This is a genomic window from Candidatus Neomarinimicrobiota bacterium (genome assembly GCA_041862535.1).
In the GTDB taxonomy this organism is placed as follows: Bacteria; Fidelibacterota; Marinisomatia; order SCGC-AAA003-L08; family TS1B11.
On record JBGVTM010000284.1, the window covers coordinates 1 to 19,708 of the forward strand.

At 59.4% G+C, this 19,708-nt stretch carries 17 protein-coding genes; 1 reads left to right on the forward strand and 16 read right to left on the reverse strand.

From position 1 onward, the window contains the following. The 6 genes from queG to ACETWG_10565 form a co-directional block, all read right to left on the reverse strand. On the reverse strand, positions 1-859 hold an 859-nt coding region (queG, locus tag ACETWG_10540; protein ID MFB0517021.1), incomplete at its 3' end, for a tRNA epoxyqueuosine(34) reductase QueG. 113 nt (positions 860-972) lie between these two features. Further along, complete coding sequence (locus ACETWG_10545) at positions 973-1,530, reverse strand: NUDIX domain-containing protein (GenBank protein MFB0517022.1); 558 nt, start codon at positions 1,528-1,530, stop codon at positions 973-975. 55 nt (positions 1,531-1,585) lie between these two features. Next, positions 1,586-2,356, reverse strand: a complete 771-nt coding sequence (locus ACETWG_10550; GenBank protein MFB0517023.1) for a hypothetical protein — start codon at positions 2,354-2,356, stop codon at positions 1,586-1,588. Between the two features lie 32 nt (positions 2,357-2,388). Then, positions 2,389-3,438, reverse strand: coding sequence for a hypothetical protein (locus ACETWG_10555; GenBank protein ID MFB0517024.1), 1,050 nt, complete (start codon positions 3,436-3,438; stop codon positions 2,389-2,391). Positions 3,439-3,462: 24 nt separating this feature from the next. Then, on the reverse strand, positions 3,463-4,437 hold the full coding sequence (locus ACETWG_10560) for a DUF5683 domain-containing protein (protein ID MFB0517025.1): 975 nt from the start codon (positions 4,435-4,437) through the stop codon (positions 3,463-3,465). A 27-nt stretch (positions 4,438-4,464) separates the two neighbouring features. Beyond that, entirely contained in the window at positions 4,465-5,274 is an 810-nt protein-coding gene (locus tag ACETWG_10565; protein MFB0517026.1) for a hypothetical protein, read from the reverse strand. A gap of 194 nt (positions 5,275-5,468) precedes the next feature. Between ACETWG_10565 and ACETWG_10570 the strand changes: the two genes are divergently transcribed. After that, a complete protein-coding gene (locus ACETWG_10570) occupies positions 5,469-8,063 on the forward strand; it encodes a M14 metallopeptidase family protein (GenBank protein MFB0517027.1) in 2,595 nt (864 codons plus the stop codon). Positions 8,064-8,128: 65 nt separating this feature from the next. On the opposite strand, the gene ACETWG_10575 is transcribed toward ACETWG_10570, so the two are convergent. The 10 genes from ACETWG_10575 to ACETWG_10620 form a co-directional block, all read right to left on the reverse strand. Beyond that, a complete protein-coding gene (locus tag ACETWG_10575) occupies positions 8,129-8,917 on the reverse strand; it encodes a hypothetical protein (GenBank protein ID MFB0517028.1) in 789 nt (262 codons plus the stop codon). Between the two features lie 253 nt (positions 8,918-9,170). Continuing rightward, positions 9,171-10,172, reverse strand: coding sequence for a DUF4097 domain-containing protein (locus tag ACETWG_10580; protein ID MFB0517029.1), 1,002 nt, complete (start codon positions 10,170-10,172; stop codon positions 9,171-9,173). A gap of 416 nt (positions 10,173-10,588) precedes the next feature. Next, the gene (locus ACETWG_10585) at positions 10,589-12,340 is read right to left on the reverse strand and encodes a hypothetical protein (GenBank protein MFB0517030.1); all 1,752 of its coding nucleotides are present in this window, start codon (positions 12,338-12,340) and stop codon (positions 10,589-10,591) included. Positions 12,341-12,498: 158 nt separating this feature from the next. After that, a complete protein-coding gene (locus ACETWG_10590; GenBank protein ID MFB0517031.1) occupies positions 12,499-12,921 on the reverse strand; it encodes a hypothetical protein in 423 nt (140 codons plus the stop codon). Next, complete coding sequence (locus tag ACETWG_10595) at positions 12,918-13,199, reverse strand: hypothetical protein (protein MFB0517032.1); 282 nt, start codon at positions 13,197-13,199, stop codon at positions 12,918-12,920. The genes ACETWG_10590 and ACETWG_10595 overlap by 4 nt, the downstream gene beginning before the upstream one ends. Before the next feature lie 198 nt (positions 13,200-13,397). After that, the gene (locus ACETWG_10600; protein ID MFB0517033.1) at positions 13,398-14,432 is read right to left on the reverse strand and encodes a hypothetical protein; all 1,035 of its coding nucleotides are present in this window, start codon (positions 14,430-14,432) and stop codon (positions 13,398-13,400) included. A gap of 14 nt (positions 14,433-14,446) precedes the next feature. Beyond that, positions 14,447-14,806, reverse strand: coding sequence for a hypothetical protein (locus ACETWG_10605; GenBank protein MFB0517034.1), 360 nt, complete (start codon positions 14,804-14,806; stop codon positions 14,447-14,449). A 205-nt stretch (positions 14,807-15,011) separates the two neighbouring features. After that, positions 15,012-16,274, reverse strand: coding sequence for a hypothetical protein (locus tag ACETWG_10610; GenBank protein MFB0517035.1), 1,263 nt, complete (start codon positions 16,272-16,274; stop codon positions 15,012-15,014). 25 nt (positions 16,275-16,299) lie between these two features. Next, positions 16,300-17,832: a hypothetical protein gene (locus ACETWG_10615; protein ID MFB0517036.1), complete on the reverse strand. Its 1,533-nt coding sequence runs from the start codon at positions 17,830-17,832 to the stop codon at positions 16,300-16,302. A 300-nt stretch (positions 17,833-18,132) separates the two neighbouring features. Continuing rightward, on the reverse strand, positions 18,133-19,708 hold a 1,576-nt coding region (locus ACETWG_10620), incomplete at its 5' end, for a phage terminase large subunit family protein (GenBank protein ID MFB0517037.1).

Below are 19,708 nucleotides of genomic sequence, written 5' to 3' on the forward strand. Positions count from 1 at the left end.
CCCACCGCTTCTCACCCAGCGCCGCCCAATCCTCAAAGTCAAATGCGGTGATGACCTCCCGCGGCGCGAAGGCTGGCTCCGGGCTCGGCCGGGCAAAGCGCACGTTCCAGGGACACACCGCCTGGCAGATGTCGCAGCCATAGATCCAGCCGTGCAGCCAGCCCGCCTGTTCTCGGCTGAAGCTGCCCCGGTACTCGATAGTCAGATAGGAGATGCACCGGCGGGCGTCGATTTGATACGGGGCGGTGAGGGCGCCGGTGGGGCAGGCCTCCAGGCAGGCAGTGCAGCTGCCGCACAGGTCCTCGTCAAAGGGCGGATCGGGTTCCAACTCCACATCCAGCAGCAGCTCCCCCAGGAACACCCACGAGCCGTAATCGCGGGTGATCAGGTTGGTGTGCTTGCCCTGCCAGCCCAGGCCCGCCCGCTGCGCCCAGACCTTCTCCATTATTGGGGAGGTGTCCACGCAGGCAATCCCCCTGACGCCCGGGTAGGCTTGGGCCACCTCAGCCAGCACGGCTTTCAGGCGCCTTTTCAGCAGCCGGTGGTAGTCGTCGCCCCAGGCGTAGCTGGACCATTTGGGAGCATGCGCGGGACGCTCCGGCGGCGGTGTGTAGTAGTTCATAGCCAGGGACACCACCGTCTTCACCTGGGGGAAATAGACCCGGGGATCGGTCCGTTCCTCCACTCGCCGGGTCAGCCAGGTCATGCTGCCGTGGCGGCCCGCTGCCAGCCACGCGCGCAGGTCCTTCACCTCTCTATCCAGGGTTGACGGCTCCGCAAAGCCCACTTTCTGGAAACCGTGGCGCCGGGCGGCCTCCCGGATGAACACTTTCAGCCGTGCTGACGGGTGTTGGTGCACTGTGGTTTACCGATTGCTAATGGAAAAATGGTAAGGGCACGGCGCGCCGTGCCCCTTCGCGAACCCGCCCTAAACCCGTAACCAGCAACTCTGAACTCGTAACTCGAAGCTGCTTATTGTCGCCACTTCCCCGCCAGATAGCGCTCGGTCCAGTAGAGAGCAATGATGGTCTTCACGTCGGTAATCTTGCCCTGCTCGATCAACTCCAGGGCCTCCTCCAGGGGCAGCTCGAAAGGCTCCACGAATTCATCCGCCTCAGCCTCCGCTTCCGCCCATTGCAGGCCTTGAGCCAGATAGACCACGATCTGTTCGTCACTGTAACCGATGCAAGGGTGGATCAGCCCCAGTCGGACGAGCTTCTGGCAGGTGGCACCGATCTCTTCGGCTAGTTCCCGTCGGGCGGTTTCCGCAGGATCCTCACCGGCGTCCACTTTACCCGCCGGCAGCTCCATCATCACCCGATCCAGGGCGTACCGGAACTGGCGCAGGAAGATTATGCGCCCATCGTCCCGCAAAGGCACCATCACCACCGCGCCGGGATGCCGGATGTACTCCCGGATGGTGGTGGTGCCGTCCGGCAGCTGCACCTCGTCCCGCCGCACCTCCAGCAGCCGCCCCTTGAAAATCGTCTCGCTGGAGAGCGTTTTTTCCGTGAGATGCTTGTCAGGCATAAAGGCGGTAAACCAACCGGATCAGGCCGCCGGAACCAGCCCGGCGTCAGTCAGGCTAAAGGGTCTCCAGCAGCTCCCTGGCCTCGTCCTGCAGGATGGTATCGCTGTCCGACTTTGATGGCAGGCTAATGGCCTGCTCCAGGTTGGCTCGGGCTGCATCCTCCTTGTCCAGCTCCAGCTGCGTCTTGCCCAGCCACAGGAAGTGGCGCACGTCATCGGGGGCCAGCTTGGCGGCACTGGTGAAGTACTTCTCGGCTTCCTCAAATGACGCCTTGGGCGGCGTGGCGTAAACAATGGAGGCTATGGTTCGCTCAAACCAGTTCAGGTCCGCCAAGGTGTAGTGCCACCGCCCCATCACGTGCTGCCAGGAATCGTTATCCGGGTCCAGATCGATGGCCTTCAGGGTGTGCTTTTTGACGTCATAGGAGTTGAGGATTTTCTGCTTGGTGCCTTTAATCTCCCCCACCCGGCCGATCAGGATGCCATACCAGCCCTGAGCGTCGGCGTCCATCGTATCAGCCGCTAAAGCCTGCTTAGAAAATTCAAAACCCGTATGGACCTCTCGCTCAATGACCTCCTCGTCGGTGGTGTTGTCCGAGTTGTTGAAGTGGTGCCGGGCGATGCGCCACAGGTAGCGCACATCGCTCCCATACTCGGCCTTAAGCGGCGCCAGCAGGGCGTAGGCCCCATCGAAGTCGTCGGCATCGTTCAGGTCGTCAATCTGCTGCCAGACGGGGGCTCCTTCATCCTGGGCCTTCAGCCCCGTCGTAACAACAAAAATACCCACCAGGACCAGCAAGCCCAGCGTTTTCTGCACGGGACTCATTATAGTGCTCCTTTTGTTTGCTTCAACTCTGGTTACCAGTAGTATCTAAAAATCATTACGTGATATCTTGTCGGGTACGCCTCAGATGCGATAGCATACAGCCTCTTTTCCGTTTTAGCGCCGGCGATGCCGAAGCGGGCAAAACGAAGATTGAAATCGCTCATTGGAATTTCCTGAAGCCGTTCCTCATCGTTCCAAACCTCAAGATCACCACTCCACGTAGAGGTGCAGATATATCCCTCAGTGGTGAACGCCAACCGATCAAAATATTCAGAGCCGCCGCCGGTCCAGCCAAACTCCCAGTATTTTTCCCTGGCATCCTGGGTATCATATTTAACCGTATACCGTATGGCATTACCACCTAGCGGCGGATTCCAGAGTAATTTGAAATATTTTTCATTAGCCTGATTAACTGAAATCCCCATGATGGTAAACAAATCCCCAGCGATTCCGATCCCGGTGGTATCCACAATAAAGTCTCTGACGACGTTGCCACTGTTATCACAGACGCGCACGAAGAGCTTGAGGAGATCGGAGCTCCCAGTGCGCGAAGCGTAGGTTACGTAGTAATTGCCCTGGGGGTCAACATCATGGACCAGTATAGGTCCTACATCGTTCTCGCCGCCGTATTCCTCCGCTCGCAAGTTGGGGATACCTACTTTTGAGACAAGTTGCAGGTCCAGGGAGTATTTCTGAACGAGGATGGAATTGCCGTCTTCATCGGCTTCATTGAAAGGCGCGAGGATATACAGTTCGTTATCAATTAAGTGAAGACTTTGAACCCCTACAATTTGATCGTAGGAGTCTCTTATCTCCAGTTCCGCTAGCAGCTCACCATCCGGGCTGTATTTCTCTATGAAGCCACCTGCGCCCCAACTCAGGTATATTTCATCCTCACCGGAAACTGCGATAGCTTTTGGTTCCAGACTTCCCTTGCTGATGGTGAAACTGTCCATGAATTCTAGTCCGGCATAGTTGGCGTCAGCGGGATCAAAAGGATTCCCGGTCGGATATTCCAGTTCCTCCACATCCACACATCCCGACAACAAAAGGAGCAGCAGGAGATATCCTGTCCACCGCACCCGCAGGCACTCTCCCCCCATGGCTCAGAACCTCATTTCCAGGCTGGCCAGCGCACCGTTAGGGGCCGGCGCGATACGCAAGGCATACTTTTTCTGCATTTCCTGGTTGTAATGCCGGGCGCTTCGGACGGCATCCAGAACGCCTAATAGGTAAATGGCCGTGGTAGCAGGCATGATAATATTTTGTTGAAGCTCCTGCGTCTCACGATAATTCTCGTTGGCGTTTTCCATTTCCTGACGGTATTTCGCGATGTCCGCGACCCGGTACGATTGCCCGTATTTGTCTTTGCTGGCATCAAAGTCGGCTTTGAAACCCTCGGCCTGATCGCCCTCATACAAGTAGCCTGCCAGGCCCGCAGCGACCAGTGCGAAATAAACCACCCCCTTTAGCGACCGCTTGGCGTAAATCTGGCCCACGCCTGGAATCAATGCCGAGCCCAAGCCCGCCAGAAGCAACGACCGCTCACCACCGATAACTACAACATACTTCTGCGCTTCCTGGAGCATTTCTTCCCGATCAACGGTCGCGAAGGAAGTGAAGATGATCTCAGAAGATTCCACCTCCACTAGCTTGACATTGATAACGATAGCACTGCCCATCTCTGTTATTGAGCCGATGATCATCCCATTGGCCCCCAGCAGCTTACCGGCCTCGGCAACCGTTGAGGGATCCAGGAGGCCGGTCTCACCAAGGCCGATTTCGTCAACAACTTGTCCCAGCCTCCTGCGTTCTACCAGCTGGACGCCTCGGTCCCTGAGAACGGTTTCGAGGATCGCTACGGCCGCCTCATCAACTCCCTGCTTGGATAGCTTATCGATGTAAAGCAAAAAATCCATGACGGCCAGTCTCCAGCCCGCCTGATCCTTCAGGCTGGTAATGATTTCGCTACCCAGCGCCTCCAGACGCCCAACGACCCTGGTGTCCTGTGCAATCGCCACCGAGGCGGGGGAAAGGGCGAGCATCAGAAGCAGGTAAGTTCCGGCGATTGCTACTCTCACAAAGATGAGCTCCCGCAAATATCGGCTTTAAAAGAACTCGTTGTAGACCACCTTTACCTCGCGGCTGAGGTACTTTACTTCACCCTTGTTAGTCAGGATATCGTTGAAATCGACTTCCATGTACAGACTGGCGGCTACGTTTAACCGGATACCCGCATTCAAATAGCCCCGCCCCTGCCCGAAAGATATCTCGTCATAGTCGTAATCGTTGTCGTCCAAAGCGGCGTTGTATTCAATAAAAGCTGATATACCGGGACTGAGGTCCTTATCCACGCCGAAGAAAAAGTTGATATCTTTGTCCGTCTCATCTTCCTCCAGAAAATTCTTACAGATCCCGAAATGGGAGCCAAAGTTGCCCAGGATATTCCAGTTCTTGCTCGCCACCAGATATAGCCCGATTGCCTTGATATCATACCGCGCCACGGTGAGGGTGTCCTCCCCCGACACGACCGGCATATCCTCATGGAAGAGGCCCCGGCCCTGAGTTTCCAGGCCCAGAGCCAGCGCCGGCATCTTATAACTCTCATCATAAATCCTGAACTTGAGCTGCGCCTCGGGCATCTTCCGGTTTATCTTCGGTTGCTCATCACCAATAAACTGCTGGATGCCGTAGCTCATTCCCAGCGAAAACCGGTCAGAAAGACCGATTCCCAGCCGGCCGAGAATGCCGCCGCCGGTCTGCATCAACACGTCAAACTCATATTGACCCCGCTGTAGGGTCCCGGCGGTGGGTATGGTGACCAGGTTGGTAGGTGCTGGTATTTCCTGCCCCCATAGAATGCCTGCCATGAGCAAAAGCGCTAACATGGACACTTGAACTGATTTGATCCCCTTCATTAGTCGTTCCTCGATTTGGTCTAAGAAATTGTCGGTTTAGAATAGGCAACGGAATCTACGGGTACAACGCGCCGAAATCCAGCGAACCGTGCATTTGGGTTTGTGGCCCGAGGCATGCAACTTTCAACTTGGAACTTTAACATTTGAACTCGAAACTAGTTAATCGCAGCCGGTAACCCACAAAGAGAATTGCCATGCGCTTGATCCAAATCCTCCTCGCTGGCCTGACACTGCTCCTCACCCCGCTGTGGGCGCAGGATATCCAATCGCCCGAGGCTTACTTCGGCCACGTTATGGGTGCCGACCGACAGCTTATCGACTGGAAACAGATTGTAGAATACTTCCTGTACCTGGGCGAACGCTCCAATCGCGTCCTGGTGGAAGAGCTGGGCAAATCCACCATGGGCAAGCCCTTCCTGCTGGTGACCATCACCGCCGAACAGGACCTCCCTCACCTTGAGCGCTACCGGGAGCTTCAGCGGCGCCTCGGCCAGGTCGATCCGCCAGCTGGCGGACCCGACGAAGCCGCCGCCCTCATCCAGGAAGGCAAGACCGTGGTGCTCCTCACCCTCAACATCCACGCCACCGAGATCGCCGCCAGCCAGGAATCGGTCGAACTGGCCTGGGAACTGGCCACTCGCAGCAACCAGCGCGTCCAGACCATCCTGGACAGCGTCATCCTGCTCATGGTACCCTCCCTGAATCCCGACGGCCAGCAGATGATCGTGGACTACTACAACCAGACCAAAGACACCGAAAGTGAGGGTGCCAGCTTCCCCGGGCTGTACCACTACTACGCCGGCCACGATAATAACCGCGACTGGTTCTTCTTCAACCTGGCAGAGTCCCGCCTGCTGGCCCGGGTGCTCTTCTACGACTGGTACCCCGAAATCGTCTACGACCAGCACCAGATGGGCTCCAATAGCGCCCGCCTCTTCGTGCCCCCCTACCAGGACCCCGTCAATCCTAACATCCACCCCCGCCTTACCGCCGCCGTCAACATGCTGGGCAACTACGTCCTCGCCGACCTCACCGACCGCGGCTTCACCGGCATTATCACCGGCACCCTCTTCAACGCCTTCTTCGAGGGCACCATGTCCAAAACCCCGCTCTGGCACAACCGCCTCGGCATCCTCACCGAAGCAGCCAGCGTCCGCTATGCCACCCCTACCTACCACCCCAAAACCAGCCTCGAGGGTATGTACGGCGCCCTCAGCGACTACCAAGCCCAGACCAACTTCCCCCACCCCTGGCCCGGCGGCTGGTGGCATCTACGGGATATCATCGAATACGAAAAGGCCGCCACCTACGCCATCCTCGACCTGGCTGCCAGCTATAAAACCCGCTACAAAACCACCTATTACGAACTCAACCGCGAGGCCATCGAGAGAGGACGAACCGAGGCGCCCTACGCCTGGGTCATCCCGCCCGACCTGCCCGTCGGCCCGGCCAGCCAGCACGACCCCAACGCCGCCGTGGAACTCCTCCGTCGATTGCGCTATGCCAATGTGAAGATCTACCGCGCCCGACAGCCAGTGGATACGGGCGAGGTTACCGCCCCGGCAGGGTCGTTTGTCATACCCCTGGCCCAGCCCAACCGTCCCTACATCAAGGACCTCATGGAACGCCAGCACTACCCGGACATGCGCCTCTATCCGGGCGGACCACCCCTGTCACCATATGACCTCACCACCTGGTCCCTGCCCCCCATGATGGGCGTAAAGGCTATCCCGGTTACCGTCCCCCTCACCGCCGAGCTGGAGGAAATGAGCCATCCGGCCTGGGACCTCCCGGCGGCACCAACCAATGCCCAGACCTACCTCCTCAGCCGCCGCTGGATCAACAGCTACCGCCTGGTGAACGCCCTCCTGAAAGCCGGGCATAAGGTCGGCTCCCTGAATAAACCCACACAGGTAGGTGAAGAAACCTTCCCGGCCGGGTCGTTCGTCATACCTGTCACCCGCCGAAACCGAACGATCCTCCAGGAAGCCCATACCTCCTACGAGGTGCGACTTACTCCGGTCTCATCGCAACCGGAGAGTACACCCCTCAAAGCGGCCCGGATTGCACTCTACGGGCCCTACCTCCCCGCCTACGACGAAGGCTGGACCCGCTATATTTTCGACAACTTCGGCTTTGACTACACCCTGTTGCGCAACAAGGATTTCGCCTCCCTGGGAACTCTGAAGCGCTATGACGTCATTATCGTGCCCAGTATGCGCACCAGCATGATTGTGGACGGCAAATACAGCCCCACCCAGAAGGAGCGCATCGGCGATCCGCCTCTGCCCGAGGAATACCGCGGCGGCATCGGCAAAGAGGGCAAGGAGAATCTCAAACGGTACCTGCTGGAAGGCGGCACTGTGCTATTATTCGGTCAGTCCGGGGACTTCGCCATCGATGAGCTGGGGGTGCCGGCCCGCAACGTGCTCAAAGACCTCAAGAGTGATGACTTCTTTGCCCCCGGCACTATCTTCCAGGTCAACCTGGACCCCTCCTCCCCCCTCACCTGCGGCATGCCCGCGACCATGCCCATCTACTTCATCCGCGACCCGGCCTATGCCCTCGTCTCCGGTCCGCAGCCCCACCGGGAAACCGCAACCTATGGCCCCACCAATCCGCTGCTCAGCGGCTGGGTGCTGGGCGACAAACACCTGCACAACAAGGTGGCCCTGGCCGAACTCACTGCCGGGAAAGGCAAGGCGCTCCTTTACGGCTTCCGCGTCCAGAACCGCGCCCAGACCTGGGGCACCTTCCGGCTGCTGTTTAATGCCCTATATATTGAGTGATCTGATTCGCCGTTAGGGCCCCTCTCCCACCGGATGAGGGGTGGATTGACGGCGCCGACCTAGGGTTATGGTGCGTCGCTGGTATCTGGCGCTGCGCCTTGCGGTAAAGCGGCGGTCGTATCCAGCAGCTGCTCCATTTCCACTCCCAGTCCATATCCCGGCCGCCGGTGGGGATCGGTCTTGATGCGCACGTGGCTCACTACCTGCCCCTCCCGGCCCCGCTCAATCACCTCCTGCTCGCCCGTATCCCGGTGGAAAATATACCGGAACTCCCGCACCCGCTTTATATCCTCACCCTGGAACCAGGTCTCATTGGTAAGAAAACCCAGGCTGTCGTAGTCCAGGAACACCGCCCCGATCAGCTCCCCCTGCGTGCTCATTATCTTGTAGGAGGCCGTCCGCTGGGCCGAATCCACCCGCACCTCGGTGAACCGGTTGCGGAAGTCGGGCACAAACTCCACCCCATAGACGTGCTCGATGAACTCTCGGGACTTGGGCTCATCCCCGAAGAGCACCTCCCGGATGATCAGGCTGTCAGGGGTCAGCTCCAGCAGCCGCTTGATGGACAGGTCGTCCTCCCAGTATTCGTAGGAGCGAGTCTTGATCAGCGAGTCCTCCCGCGTGTGCCAGCTCATCAGCTGCACGAAGCCCCGGTCGTCGTAGAACACCTTCAGGTAGTCTCCCTCGTGGATCTCAAAGGGGAACAGCTTGATGCCGGCCCGGAAGGCTGCCTCGTCGCGGTAGTATTCGGTGCGGGGAGGGGTCTGCTGGGAATGAGACAGGCCTATTGCCAGCAGGAGTCCCGCTACAATAAAGGGAATTCGACGCTTCAGATTGGCTGACGTGAATGACAAGGCTTATACTCGCGCGTCACGCCCCTAATCTAATCAACTGCCACCAGGAATGCCCCTAAAAGAAAACGGCCCCGCTATTTCAGGGATGCTCCTGGCCGTATAACTCATCTCCCCACCAAGCCCCAACGAAAAAGGGGCGTCGGATCGACGCCCCTTTTCGGTGGAAGGAATCATGCGGTAGGCACAGGCTATACAAGGGAGGGATACAGCATGGCCTCTTCTACTCAAATGTCTCCTTCCACGATGGGTCCAATCATTTGCTTTTAATCCGGATCGGCCCGCCGGAACTACGCAGGTAGAGCTCCGGACCACCGCCGTTAATCTTCCCGGTTATCTCACTGCGGCCGGACAGGCCCTCGACGGTAATAGGTAGATCGCAGATCACGTTGCCGCCGCTGGTCTTGGCATTCACGTCAACCTTGATGCCTTCCGCCAGGTAGACTGTCACACCACCGCCGGAGGTCTTCAAGGTACAGTCATTCTCCGGCTGCTTGGATATGGTGGCGGTAACACTGCCCCCCGAAGTGGAGGCCTTGATGGAGCCCCGGACCTCGTTAACCTGGATCGATCCGCCTGAAGTGCTCACCTCCACCTCACCACCAGCCTCATCAATCTGAACCGAGCCACCAGAGGTGTGAGCCTTTACCAGACCGGCCACTTGACCGATATCGATACCCCCACCGCTGGTCTTCAAGTCAGCGGTGCCGTCACTTCCCATCAGCGTAATGCTGCCACCGGACGTCCGCCCGTAAATAGAGCCCTTGATCTGACTGATATGCAAACTGCCGCCGGACGTCTCACACTCCACGTTCCCCTCCAGGTCCGCGATCTTAATGCTGCCGCCCGCCGTGTTCAGATCAAGGTTGTACTTCTCCGGGACGGTGATGTCATAATGGATCCGCAGATGATTATCCCAATCGAACCAGTCCCAGTCGCGCTTGGACTTGGCCACAATGGACACATCCTTCCCGGATTGGTCGAACTCGATCTCGAAGTCCTCGAGTATCTCCTCCGTATCCGCGCCGAAAGGCACCTTCCGGGTGATCTCCACCGTGACCTTCTTACCGCGGGCACTACCCACTTCAATTGAACCCCGCTCCGTGTCCACGGTCAGCGTGCCGCCGTAATCGACGTCGAAGGTGCGGCTGATAACGTCGTTCTTATCAGCTCCATAAACCACCGGACCGGTCGCTAGCACCGCTAGCATAGCCACCGCACCTGCCAGATAGCCGAAAATGTTTCTTATTGCTTTCATCAGGTGATCCCCCTTTGTCATTAAGGTAGTGTCATACCTTGGATTGAGGCCACTGGCTTGCCGCCGCGCTTCCCTCCACCTTGAAAAGATGTCTGGAGTAAGGGCAAAGCCATCAAGATTTTCCCCCACAAACATAAGTAGCCAACCAAGGATTGGCAATCGCCAACAATACACAGCCTGCCGGATCGTTCATCCGGACCGGCTTATCATATATTTGACTGGATTTATACCCGTTTGGTTGCACCCAATTTTGACTTCATCCATGGCCGGCAACCCCCTCCGCTGTGGTCAGATGGCACGTTGGGCTTTTCGGTGGGTAGATTACCGGTAGGTCAAGAGCTACCAAGGCTGGACGGAGGGGGCCACCGGGCCGTTTCAATCTTCAATCGTCATTCGACTACCCGCCAGCTGGCGGATCATTTCACCCTTTCCATCTCAATGTACAGGTCCACGCTCACACCGCTCCAGGCGGTCCCCCCATCATCGTTCACGTAGAGGTTCTGGGCGGCGCTTAAACTGAAAATGCTCTTGGCTACCGTCAGGTCAAACAAACCATTGGCCGAGATATCCTGCCCATTCACCACGTCGCTCCCACCAGCAGTGGTGCCAACGTTCAGGATCATGCCCGAACTGGCACCGCTCACCTCCGCCACCATGCTCTTGATGCGGTAACCCGCCGGGATAACATTCGTGAGCGTCGTGTCGCCGGTGATGCCCGGCTTGATATACCGGCCTACATGATTGCTGGGCAGATTCATCGGCACGGCGCCGTTCACCGCGCCATGCAGCTCGTTACCACCGGCATCCTGCCATTGGGCGTGGGTGATACCGTCCGGCAGGTACGCTGCCACACAGCCTACCTGAATCACCTGCACGTGGTCTATCTGCAGGGTACCGCCGCTGCCCACAAAGAACATCAGGTCCGTCCCCTCCGATAACAGCTCCTGCTCAAACACAATCCCGTCTCCGGTTATCCCCGTGTTCTGCAGTGTTACCTTGTTGGCGGACGATCCCAACGCCACGTAGCTGCTGCTCGATCCCTCCAGGTTGCGATAAACAAACGAGACCCGGTAGCGCTTACCCGCCTGGGCCACGCCCTGGTACAGGGTCTTGGAACCATCGCTGGCATTGAACTCCAGGGCCTTGTTGTCGCCGAAGTTCTCCACCGGCGTGTTGTCCCTGATAATGTACGTGGCACTACCCGAACCGGTATCGCTCCAGCTATTGGGTGGCGTGGAACCGCTGGCCCCCGTCCAGTCCTCCCCGTTGGTTATCAGGTCGGCCTGGCTGGCTCCCACATCAGCAAAGTCCAGGGGCATGCCGGATGCTAGACCTTTCCAATCCTCAGTCGACAGTGCCCGGTTGAATAGGTAGATACAACCTATATCCATCTCTGCACTGGCGCCGACCATAACGGTGCTGGTGGCAATATCCAGCGTCTGGCCCGTTATATCGACGGGTGGTCCATCAGGAACGCCATCAACATAAATCTGGCCATTTCCACTCCTATCGAATGTGACCCCAACGACCCGCCTTTCACCGTTCGACACATTGCCTGACGTTGTTTTCATATCAACGCTATTAATAGATGCCCAGAGGTTGTCATCGCTATAGTAGATCAGCCTCCAACCGTCATCGTTGCCATCCAGCATACTGATTATACCGGCTCCCGCCACATTGGTATTCGCCTTTATTCTGGCGACTATCGAAAAGTCATTGTCAGGGAATCGCGTCTGATCGCCACCTGGAATCGTAATTGTATCAGACCCGCGAAAACGAAAGCCCGGGCCGTTCGAAATTGTCTCCAGGAGAGACCGCGTGATGTCGTACCGCTTGCCAAACAGGTCCTTATTGGCGTCCAGCACCACGTTCCGGGAGGCCTCGGCCACCACGTCGGACTTCGTGCGGTCTGCTCGGTTCAGCTCGACGGCGTTGGCCGTCAGCCCCGCCAGCTTGTCGAGCTCGGCGGTGGTGGCCGTGATACCGTCCAGCACCGCCAGCTCCGCCGAGGTCACTCCATTTACACCGGTCACGTTGACCAGGGCAATGTCATCGGTATTATCCCCCCTGAAAGCTGCCCAGAGAGGATCGATTAGAACGTATATCCACTCCCGCAGGGTGCGCCACCACCATCGGCTCAGCTTGGGATCATAGGTCGGTCTGCTCATCAATGCCATCACTCACATCTCCTCAAAATGGTTGTAGTCCGTCTGGTCATTTAATCGCTAATCATTTCTTCTCTGCCAGCGCTGAAAAGGTGTTTCCGCGTCAATCTCGGTCATTCGCCCAGAATCCTGTCCATTGAGGGCACCTGCTCAGTGACAATTCATTCCTCCTCCACCGCAGACACCCCCACGGTCACATCTGCCTTGATGATATAAGTACGACAGGCGCTTAGCGCGTCCCGCAGCCACACCTGCCGCAGCTCCTCAAGGTCTCGCGGCGACAGGTAGGTGAACTCATCGCTGGAGCTGCCGACAATCTTGTAGGTAATGATCCCACTGTCTTCCATCACCATGTTGAGCCGCGGCGCGACGTAATACAGCACCAGGTAGGCCTCGCTGTCTTTCAGGGCCGCCGCCCGGTCGGGATCAGCCGGGGTGGACTGCTCCGCGTCGCTGTATGCCTCAGCGCCCACCCACTCCTTTAACCGACGACCAGCCGGCCCGAAAAAAGGAGCCAGCTTATCATCGTCAATACTGGACGGCAGGCCACCCAGCGCCCGCACGTGTGTGCCATTGGCAATCATGGCTTATGCGCCGGCGACTTCCGGCCGGATTGGGCCTTATTCGCGCTGGCGGTGCCCTTGGTGCTCCCGCTGGCCTGGCTCTCCGGCACCCGTAGCAGTACCCCCGCCTGAATCTGGGCCTGGATGAATCCACTGGGATATACCCGCAGATATCCCTTTGCACCATAGTTCAGCAGGGTGATCACTTCGCTGTTGCGCGGATCCTGCGGATCACACAGCCCCCGACCCTCCTTCTCCAGCCGGGGATTCAATTTTACGGCAATGGTCTTCTCCACCATGTCCTGCTCCTTTCCTCAACCTGTATCCTCTTTCGACAATTACCATGCATCAATCGTCAACCCCAACGGTGGGGCTGAGGCTCCCGAAGCACGCAATCAACAATTACTATTCAATAACCATCCATCCCATCGCCATCGAGAGCCTCAGGGTCATCCACCAGGGAACTTCCAGGCCGCTAAGGCCTCCCGCGACTGGCACTAGTAAGTGATGTCCAGTATCCGGGTGGCGTCCTTGTCGATCTTGGCAAAGCCCACCACCTGGGATACTACCGTCCCTTCGATCTGCTTGTTGATGATGCGCTCCACCTCCACCAGGCTGGCGCTGCGCTCCGTCACCTTCTCGATGGCGAACTGGCGCATGAACCCCGCCAGCCGATCCGTGGAGAGCAGGGTACCATCGTAACGCCGCAGGGTATTGCCCAGGGGCGTAATCAGCTCCCCCGTCTGCTGGTAGGCAAAGCCCGCCTGGGGATCCTTGAATTCCACCATGTTCAGGATGGTCTGGATCACGTCTTTGGGCGCCACCCAGTAGTCGCACTCGAACGGCTCGAAGTTCAGGTCGAAGGCCACCAAGTCGCTGTAGTTCAGAGTCCCCGAGGTGGCCACCTGGTCCACCGGCGCCGCGTCTTCGTTGCCGGTGCCGTTCACCAGCGCCGTGATGCCGTCGTCCACCATCTGGCGACCTATGTAGAAGCCGATCTTCCGCAGGGTGGCCGCAAACACAGGAGCCTTCACCCGGCGGATGGCCTCATATGAGGCCCGCAGGGCGATGCCGTACTTGCCCAGCTTGATGGTCTGCTCTCCCATCTTGATCTCCACCTGGGGGAACTCCCCACCCTGGCCAACCCGCTTGGGCGCCACCTCACTGCTGATCTCCGACAGTAGAACCTCGTATACTCCTGAGTCAATCTCCGTCTCCACACTCACCAGGTCCGACAGGCGCAGAGCGTTCTTGCCCAGGCTCATGCCCTCCCGGATCTGACGGTTGATCCACTCGGGGAACAGTATGGAGCTGTCCTCTTCGTAGAAGGCCTCCAACTGGATCGCCCTGGGACCCGACGTCATCAGGTTCCTCACCGCCATCTGCTGCTGAAAAGCATCCAGAGGCGAATCGGGGTCCACGTGGGTCCCGCCGTCCACCGTGGCCAGAAACTCGGTGAAAGTCAGCCGCTTGGCCTCGGCCTCCTGGTAGTAACTCCGCTCCAGTTTCATTCGCTTCAGATTCACACTCATCGCTCCTCTCCTGACTACCCTAAAAAGAGCGTCACTTTTTTATCGGTCGTGTCCACATCCACCACCAGGTACTCGATCCCGTTGGTGTTATCCACCTTCACGCCGCCGGAGGCATCAGCCGAGAACTTGACGATCCCCGCCGATGGGTCCGATCCGGTGTAGGCCAGCGTGACGTAGCCCGTCTTGCGTACCACGCAGTAGGCGTTGTCCCGCTCGATCGTCTCGATGACACCGTGAAACCGGTCGCCATCAGAACACAGCCCCACCGTCTTGTTGGCCGTCGCCTTGCACACCTTCCCCTCGTCAGTACCGAAGGTGAGGTTGCTAGCCGTGAAAGTGGCCTTGTCGCGAATCCCCCTAAAGGATATGCTCATCACCGTCTCCTTTTCTTTTGTATGCTTGTTGAGGTTCCTATTTGGCTATTGCATCCTTTATCCTCTACAGTCATTGCGAGCCCATTCGCTGCGCACAGCATAGACTCCGCGTGGCCATCTCGTTCCAGTATGTTGAATCTCCTTCGAGATTGCCACAGTCGTCCCGACCGAAGCGCCGGGACTCCTTCGCAATGCCTTGCAGTATTCACCGGTACAGACCCGGATCATCGCTGCTTCGCTCAGCGCCTGCCGGGACAGCCTCCCGCGATGAGCGCCGTGACACCTGCTCGCTGCCGCACACCTGACAGCGAGCCGGCAATAAAACCTCCAGGCGCCGGGTATATTCTTCCTTCAATGCTCGCAGAGTAGCCCTGTCCGCCGCCTCTACCAGCTGCAACAGTCCCTGGGAAGGCTCTGAGTCCATGACGCCGTCCAGCTGCGTAATGAGAGCCCGCACTTCCTGACGCAGGTCAGCAAGCGCCTCCCGGCCCACCTCAGCCAGTGCTCGCAGCTCAACTGCCCGCCGCTCCAGCAGCTGACGGTCCGGCTCATCGATCTCCAGCAGACCCCAAACCGGGCTGCCGGGCGTAAGCGTTATGGCCTTCGCTGCCATCTGAAGGTCCGCTCCTTCTTCAGCAGCCGGCTCCCCGGCGAGGCTCGCCGTCATAGACCCACCGGCATCGGCGGCCACTTCCAGACCCTGCTGATCGGCAGCGGGAGTCGTCCGTCGCGCCGACGGATCGGCCCCGGCGAAAACCAGCCCCACGTGCTCCACCGATAGAATCTCGGTCACTACTATACGTACGGTAGATCCGTCCACCTCTTCGCCCAACTGCTTCCAGAACTGCCAGTCTTCCAGCTCCAGGTGGGATTTCTCCCAGTTGAATCCCAGTGATACGCTGCAGGCTTCCAGCAGGGGCGGATCGTGCAACAAGCGCCGCACCACATCCCCGGCCAGCTTCCAGTTAATGTGCAGCTCCGCATCAATGCCCGGTTCCCGCAGATCCTGCTCTGGCGCCGCCGGGCTCCAACGCGCAGCGCGCACCAGGCCGATGCGATCCTCAATGCCCACACTGTGGTCCCGCACCACAATCAGCGGACTCTGACGGGCGCTGCCCGCTACCTCTGGCTCCAGAAACAGCGCTAGGGCCTGCTCCAGAACACCTTCGCGGGAAAAGTCCAGGTGATACCCGCCGCCGCCCAGATAAGCCTCCGAAAGCAGCCGGAAGGTGAACGGCACCAGGTCATTTTCCCGCGGCTGCAGGTCCTCCGGCCCGGTATCCTCAGGACGCGCCGTCAAGTGAGCCAGGCCCGGGATATACTCCCTACCTGGCACGCTCTGCAACGGCAGCCGCAGATGTGCGTGTGCCCGCTGACCATCAATAAACAGGCTGCGCAGCCGGGGCACATCGCTCCTACTTACGCCGCGGGCTCGCCCAGCTTTCAATACCTGTCCCGCCTGATCCATGACATAATCCTCCTTGCAATAGTCCTTAATGTTCCGCCGCCAGCCAATCCTCGATGAGGGCCCCCTGGAAACGCTCCGGCTGGCCATTACTCCCGGTGGGCGATCCAGCCTCTATAAGGGTTGGTAATACCATCACCAACCGGGGCCGCACGTGCCGGTAGCGCTGCGCCGGAGAATCGAACCGGAAACGGTGCAGCCGCTCGTCAAGCGTCCGATCAGTCGCCTTCACGGAGCGGGCCTGCCCGGCGTTCAGCATGCCAGCAGAATGCGGCAGCCGGGTCACATCGTGCCAGTCGTCGTAGCCCAGCTCCCGGGCGGCGCTGTCCGGGTCCAGCAGCCCGGTCTCCACTTTCTCGCGCAATACCCGCCAGGCCACCTGCCGCGCCCGGGCCTCCGTCAACGGGTCCTGCGACTTGGCCTGGTGGAAACGCAGGCTGATGTCCTCAACGGGAATACCCGCCAGCGCCAGATCCAGCTGATAGGTGCGCTCGATGCGTCGCTTCACCGGCCGCTGAAAGCTCTCCGCATGGCGCACCAGCAGGTTGTACACCACCCGGGCGTAGGTCTCGGTAGTGGAATAGGTGCGGCCGTGCATGGCCGGGTCACTGCCCAGCCCCGAAAAGACCTGCTCTTCGTTCAGCCTAAAAATCTCCTGCACTCCCCGCGCATCCGTGGTCAGATTGGTCCGCTCTACCTTGATATCGTCCGTGTAGACCGCCAGACCCTCGTAAAAATTCTCCTTGAAGGCTTCCAGGACCTCCTTCAGGTAGGCCTGTATCCGCTTCTGGTATTCCTCGGTCGACTCACCCACTTCCTGCCGGGGCGGCGTCACCGCCGCACTGATCAGACCGAACAGACCGAACTTCTTAAGAATGAACTGCATGTTCTTCTTCATCTGGTGCTGGTCCAGGATGGGCTCGATGGCTGCTACCATCGGCGGTTTGGCGTAGGGTGAGTTCTCAATGGTCATGTGGGCCAGGTACCGGTAGGTGATCGGGTTCAGGGCCAGCTCCTCTCGGTCTACCATCTGGAACGGCACATATTCGCCACCCTCACGTTTGAACCGGATCTGCGATACCGGCACGATCACCACCTGTTCCACTCCGGGGTTCGCGCCCAGGTGCACCACGTCCTCCGACGAAATGGCCCCTGCCAGCGCTACCTGCTCCAGGTACTTGTTCACCAGCCCGTCGATCCCCGCCGTGTGCCGGGCCAGGGTCCGGGCCTTGGCGTTCAGCCGCCGCTCCGCCGCCGCTACCGCTTCGTCCTCCCCCACCATAATCAGATCGTGCCCCGGATTGCCAATGGCCACCCAGCTGCTCACCGCCTGGCTCATATCGGGATTCACCACCGCCAACCGGATGATCTGCTCCAGGTAGCCCGGCGGTAGCAGGGGCTCAACCCCGTCCCAGTAGGCCAGGTACGAGGCAATCCCCGCCAGCAATGTATTCTGGCTCTCCCGGCTGGAACGACCCCCGGGCGGCAGCGCCGCCACAGGAATGGCCGCACCCAATACCTTCCGGGACGACCGCGGGCGCAGTATATCACGCAGTCCCATGGAACCTCCTTAGTTCAAAATAAATGCTGTCAGTGAAAATATTTTGGCGTTCCGTAATCATGCTGGAGGCAGGTTACAAAAAAAGTGGCCGGTTGTCGTTCGCCCCAAGCGTTAGGTGCGCCTGATGCGCGAAAAAATAATTTTTCTAAAAAAAAATCTTTTAGTGGAAGACTTGTCTGACGTTACCTGGCGGAGACGGATCGTTTGCTTAATGAGTCCTGAGGATACTTTTGAGGTTAAAAGTATCATCAGGTAACGATAGCTTTGCGGAACTTGAAACTCGTAACTCGAAACTAAAAACTACAGCCCCCCGAACACCGGCACCACCCCCGCACCGCGCCTACCCCGGCCCGCGGCCAGCAGCACCAGCGCCTTCCGCGCATTGTTGCACGCCATCAGGTAATGGTTCTCCACTCCCTTGCGGAAGCGCGGCACCGTCTTTCCCAGGCGCCGGTCCAGGGTCTCCACCTTCTGACTGCCTTTCAGGTGATGAGACGCCACCACGCTGTCCAGAAAGTCCCGACCCTGCAGGCAGCGCGGAAAGGCCACCCCCCTGCGCTCAGCAGCAAACAGGTCGCAGTAGGCGTCCAGCGAGTCTTCCCGGTCCTCGCTCACGGTATGGTAAGTGTAGCCCTCGTGCGTCTCCTTACCGGTGCCGAACCCGCCAGCCGGCGGACGTTCCCTGAAGTACTGCAGCAGCACCACCTCCGGGTGTAGCCGTGCCAGGTGCCGCACCTCCGACCGGAACGGCTGGGCATCGATCACGAAGCACCGGCAGCCCATCGCCGTGATCATGGCCGACAGCTCGGCCACCATCCGGTCGGAGCTCACCGTTTCCAGGCGCACGAACCGCAGCCGCTCCCCTTGAAAGTCGGCGAAGGCCACGTGGCAGGTATCGCCCACGTCCGCGCCGCCTACGGTCCATTCGGCCCGGTCGACGACAGGGTAGTCTTCCAGCACCACCGCCAGCAGCTCGGCGGTGATCCGCTGGCGCTCACCGGCGTCCGGCAGGGCCAGGGTTGACGAGCGGAACTTGGCCAGCAGGCTCCGGCGCCGTTGCGCCTTTGCCCAGCGACCCATGATATAGTCCAGCGCTACTTCGGGAACGATCAGCTGCGGCACGCGGTACCCCGCCACCGGCCGATCCGGATACCGGGCTACCCAGCGGCCGCTCTCCTGCACGTCCACCGGCCGCCCGCACCCGGCGCAGACCCGCCGCCACTCACCTCTGACCCGCCGCACACACGCCGGGAACAGCTCTTCCAGCACCTGGTCGTCCCGCCCGCAGGCCGGGCAGCGCACTACCCACACCCGCTGATCCGACACCTGATAACCGGCATCCATCCCCAGCCCGGGATTCATCCCCACCGAGAAGTACAGCCGCTGCCCGAACCCGCTGGCGGCAATGCGGTCGTCCGCCCAGGCCATGTTCTCCTGGTTCAGCACGTCCACCTCGTCAAAGGCCAGCGCATCCAGCGGGATGGAGATGGCGTCCGACAGATTCTCCATGCCCAGCATGTACAGGTGCGCCGTCCGTGGCCCACCATCATGCCCGGTATCGGGAATACAGCCAGAGGTGGGGCTGACTGCCATCAGACCCACGTCCTCCGTGGTCTTCACCGCCTCCTTGAGCAGGGGATTGCCGGCCACCACCCCCCGGAACCGCGTCTTGAGGAACCGCCGCGCAAAGACCTTCGTCGGCAGGGCGTAACCCACGCTATAGCCCTTCACCCGCGCCAGGTACAGGCACCAGCCGATCGCCAGGGTGGACAGCCCCACCTGAGCCCCTTTCAGGACCCATACCTCCTTCAGCTGCGGCAGCCGCTGAGCGATCTCCAGCAGTGGCCGGTGGCGGTCAAAGCTGTAAGGGCCCCGG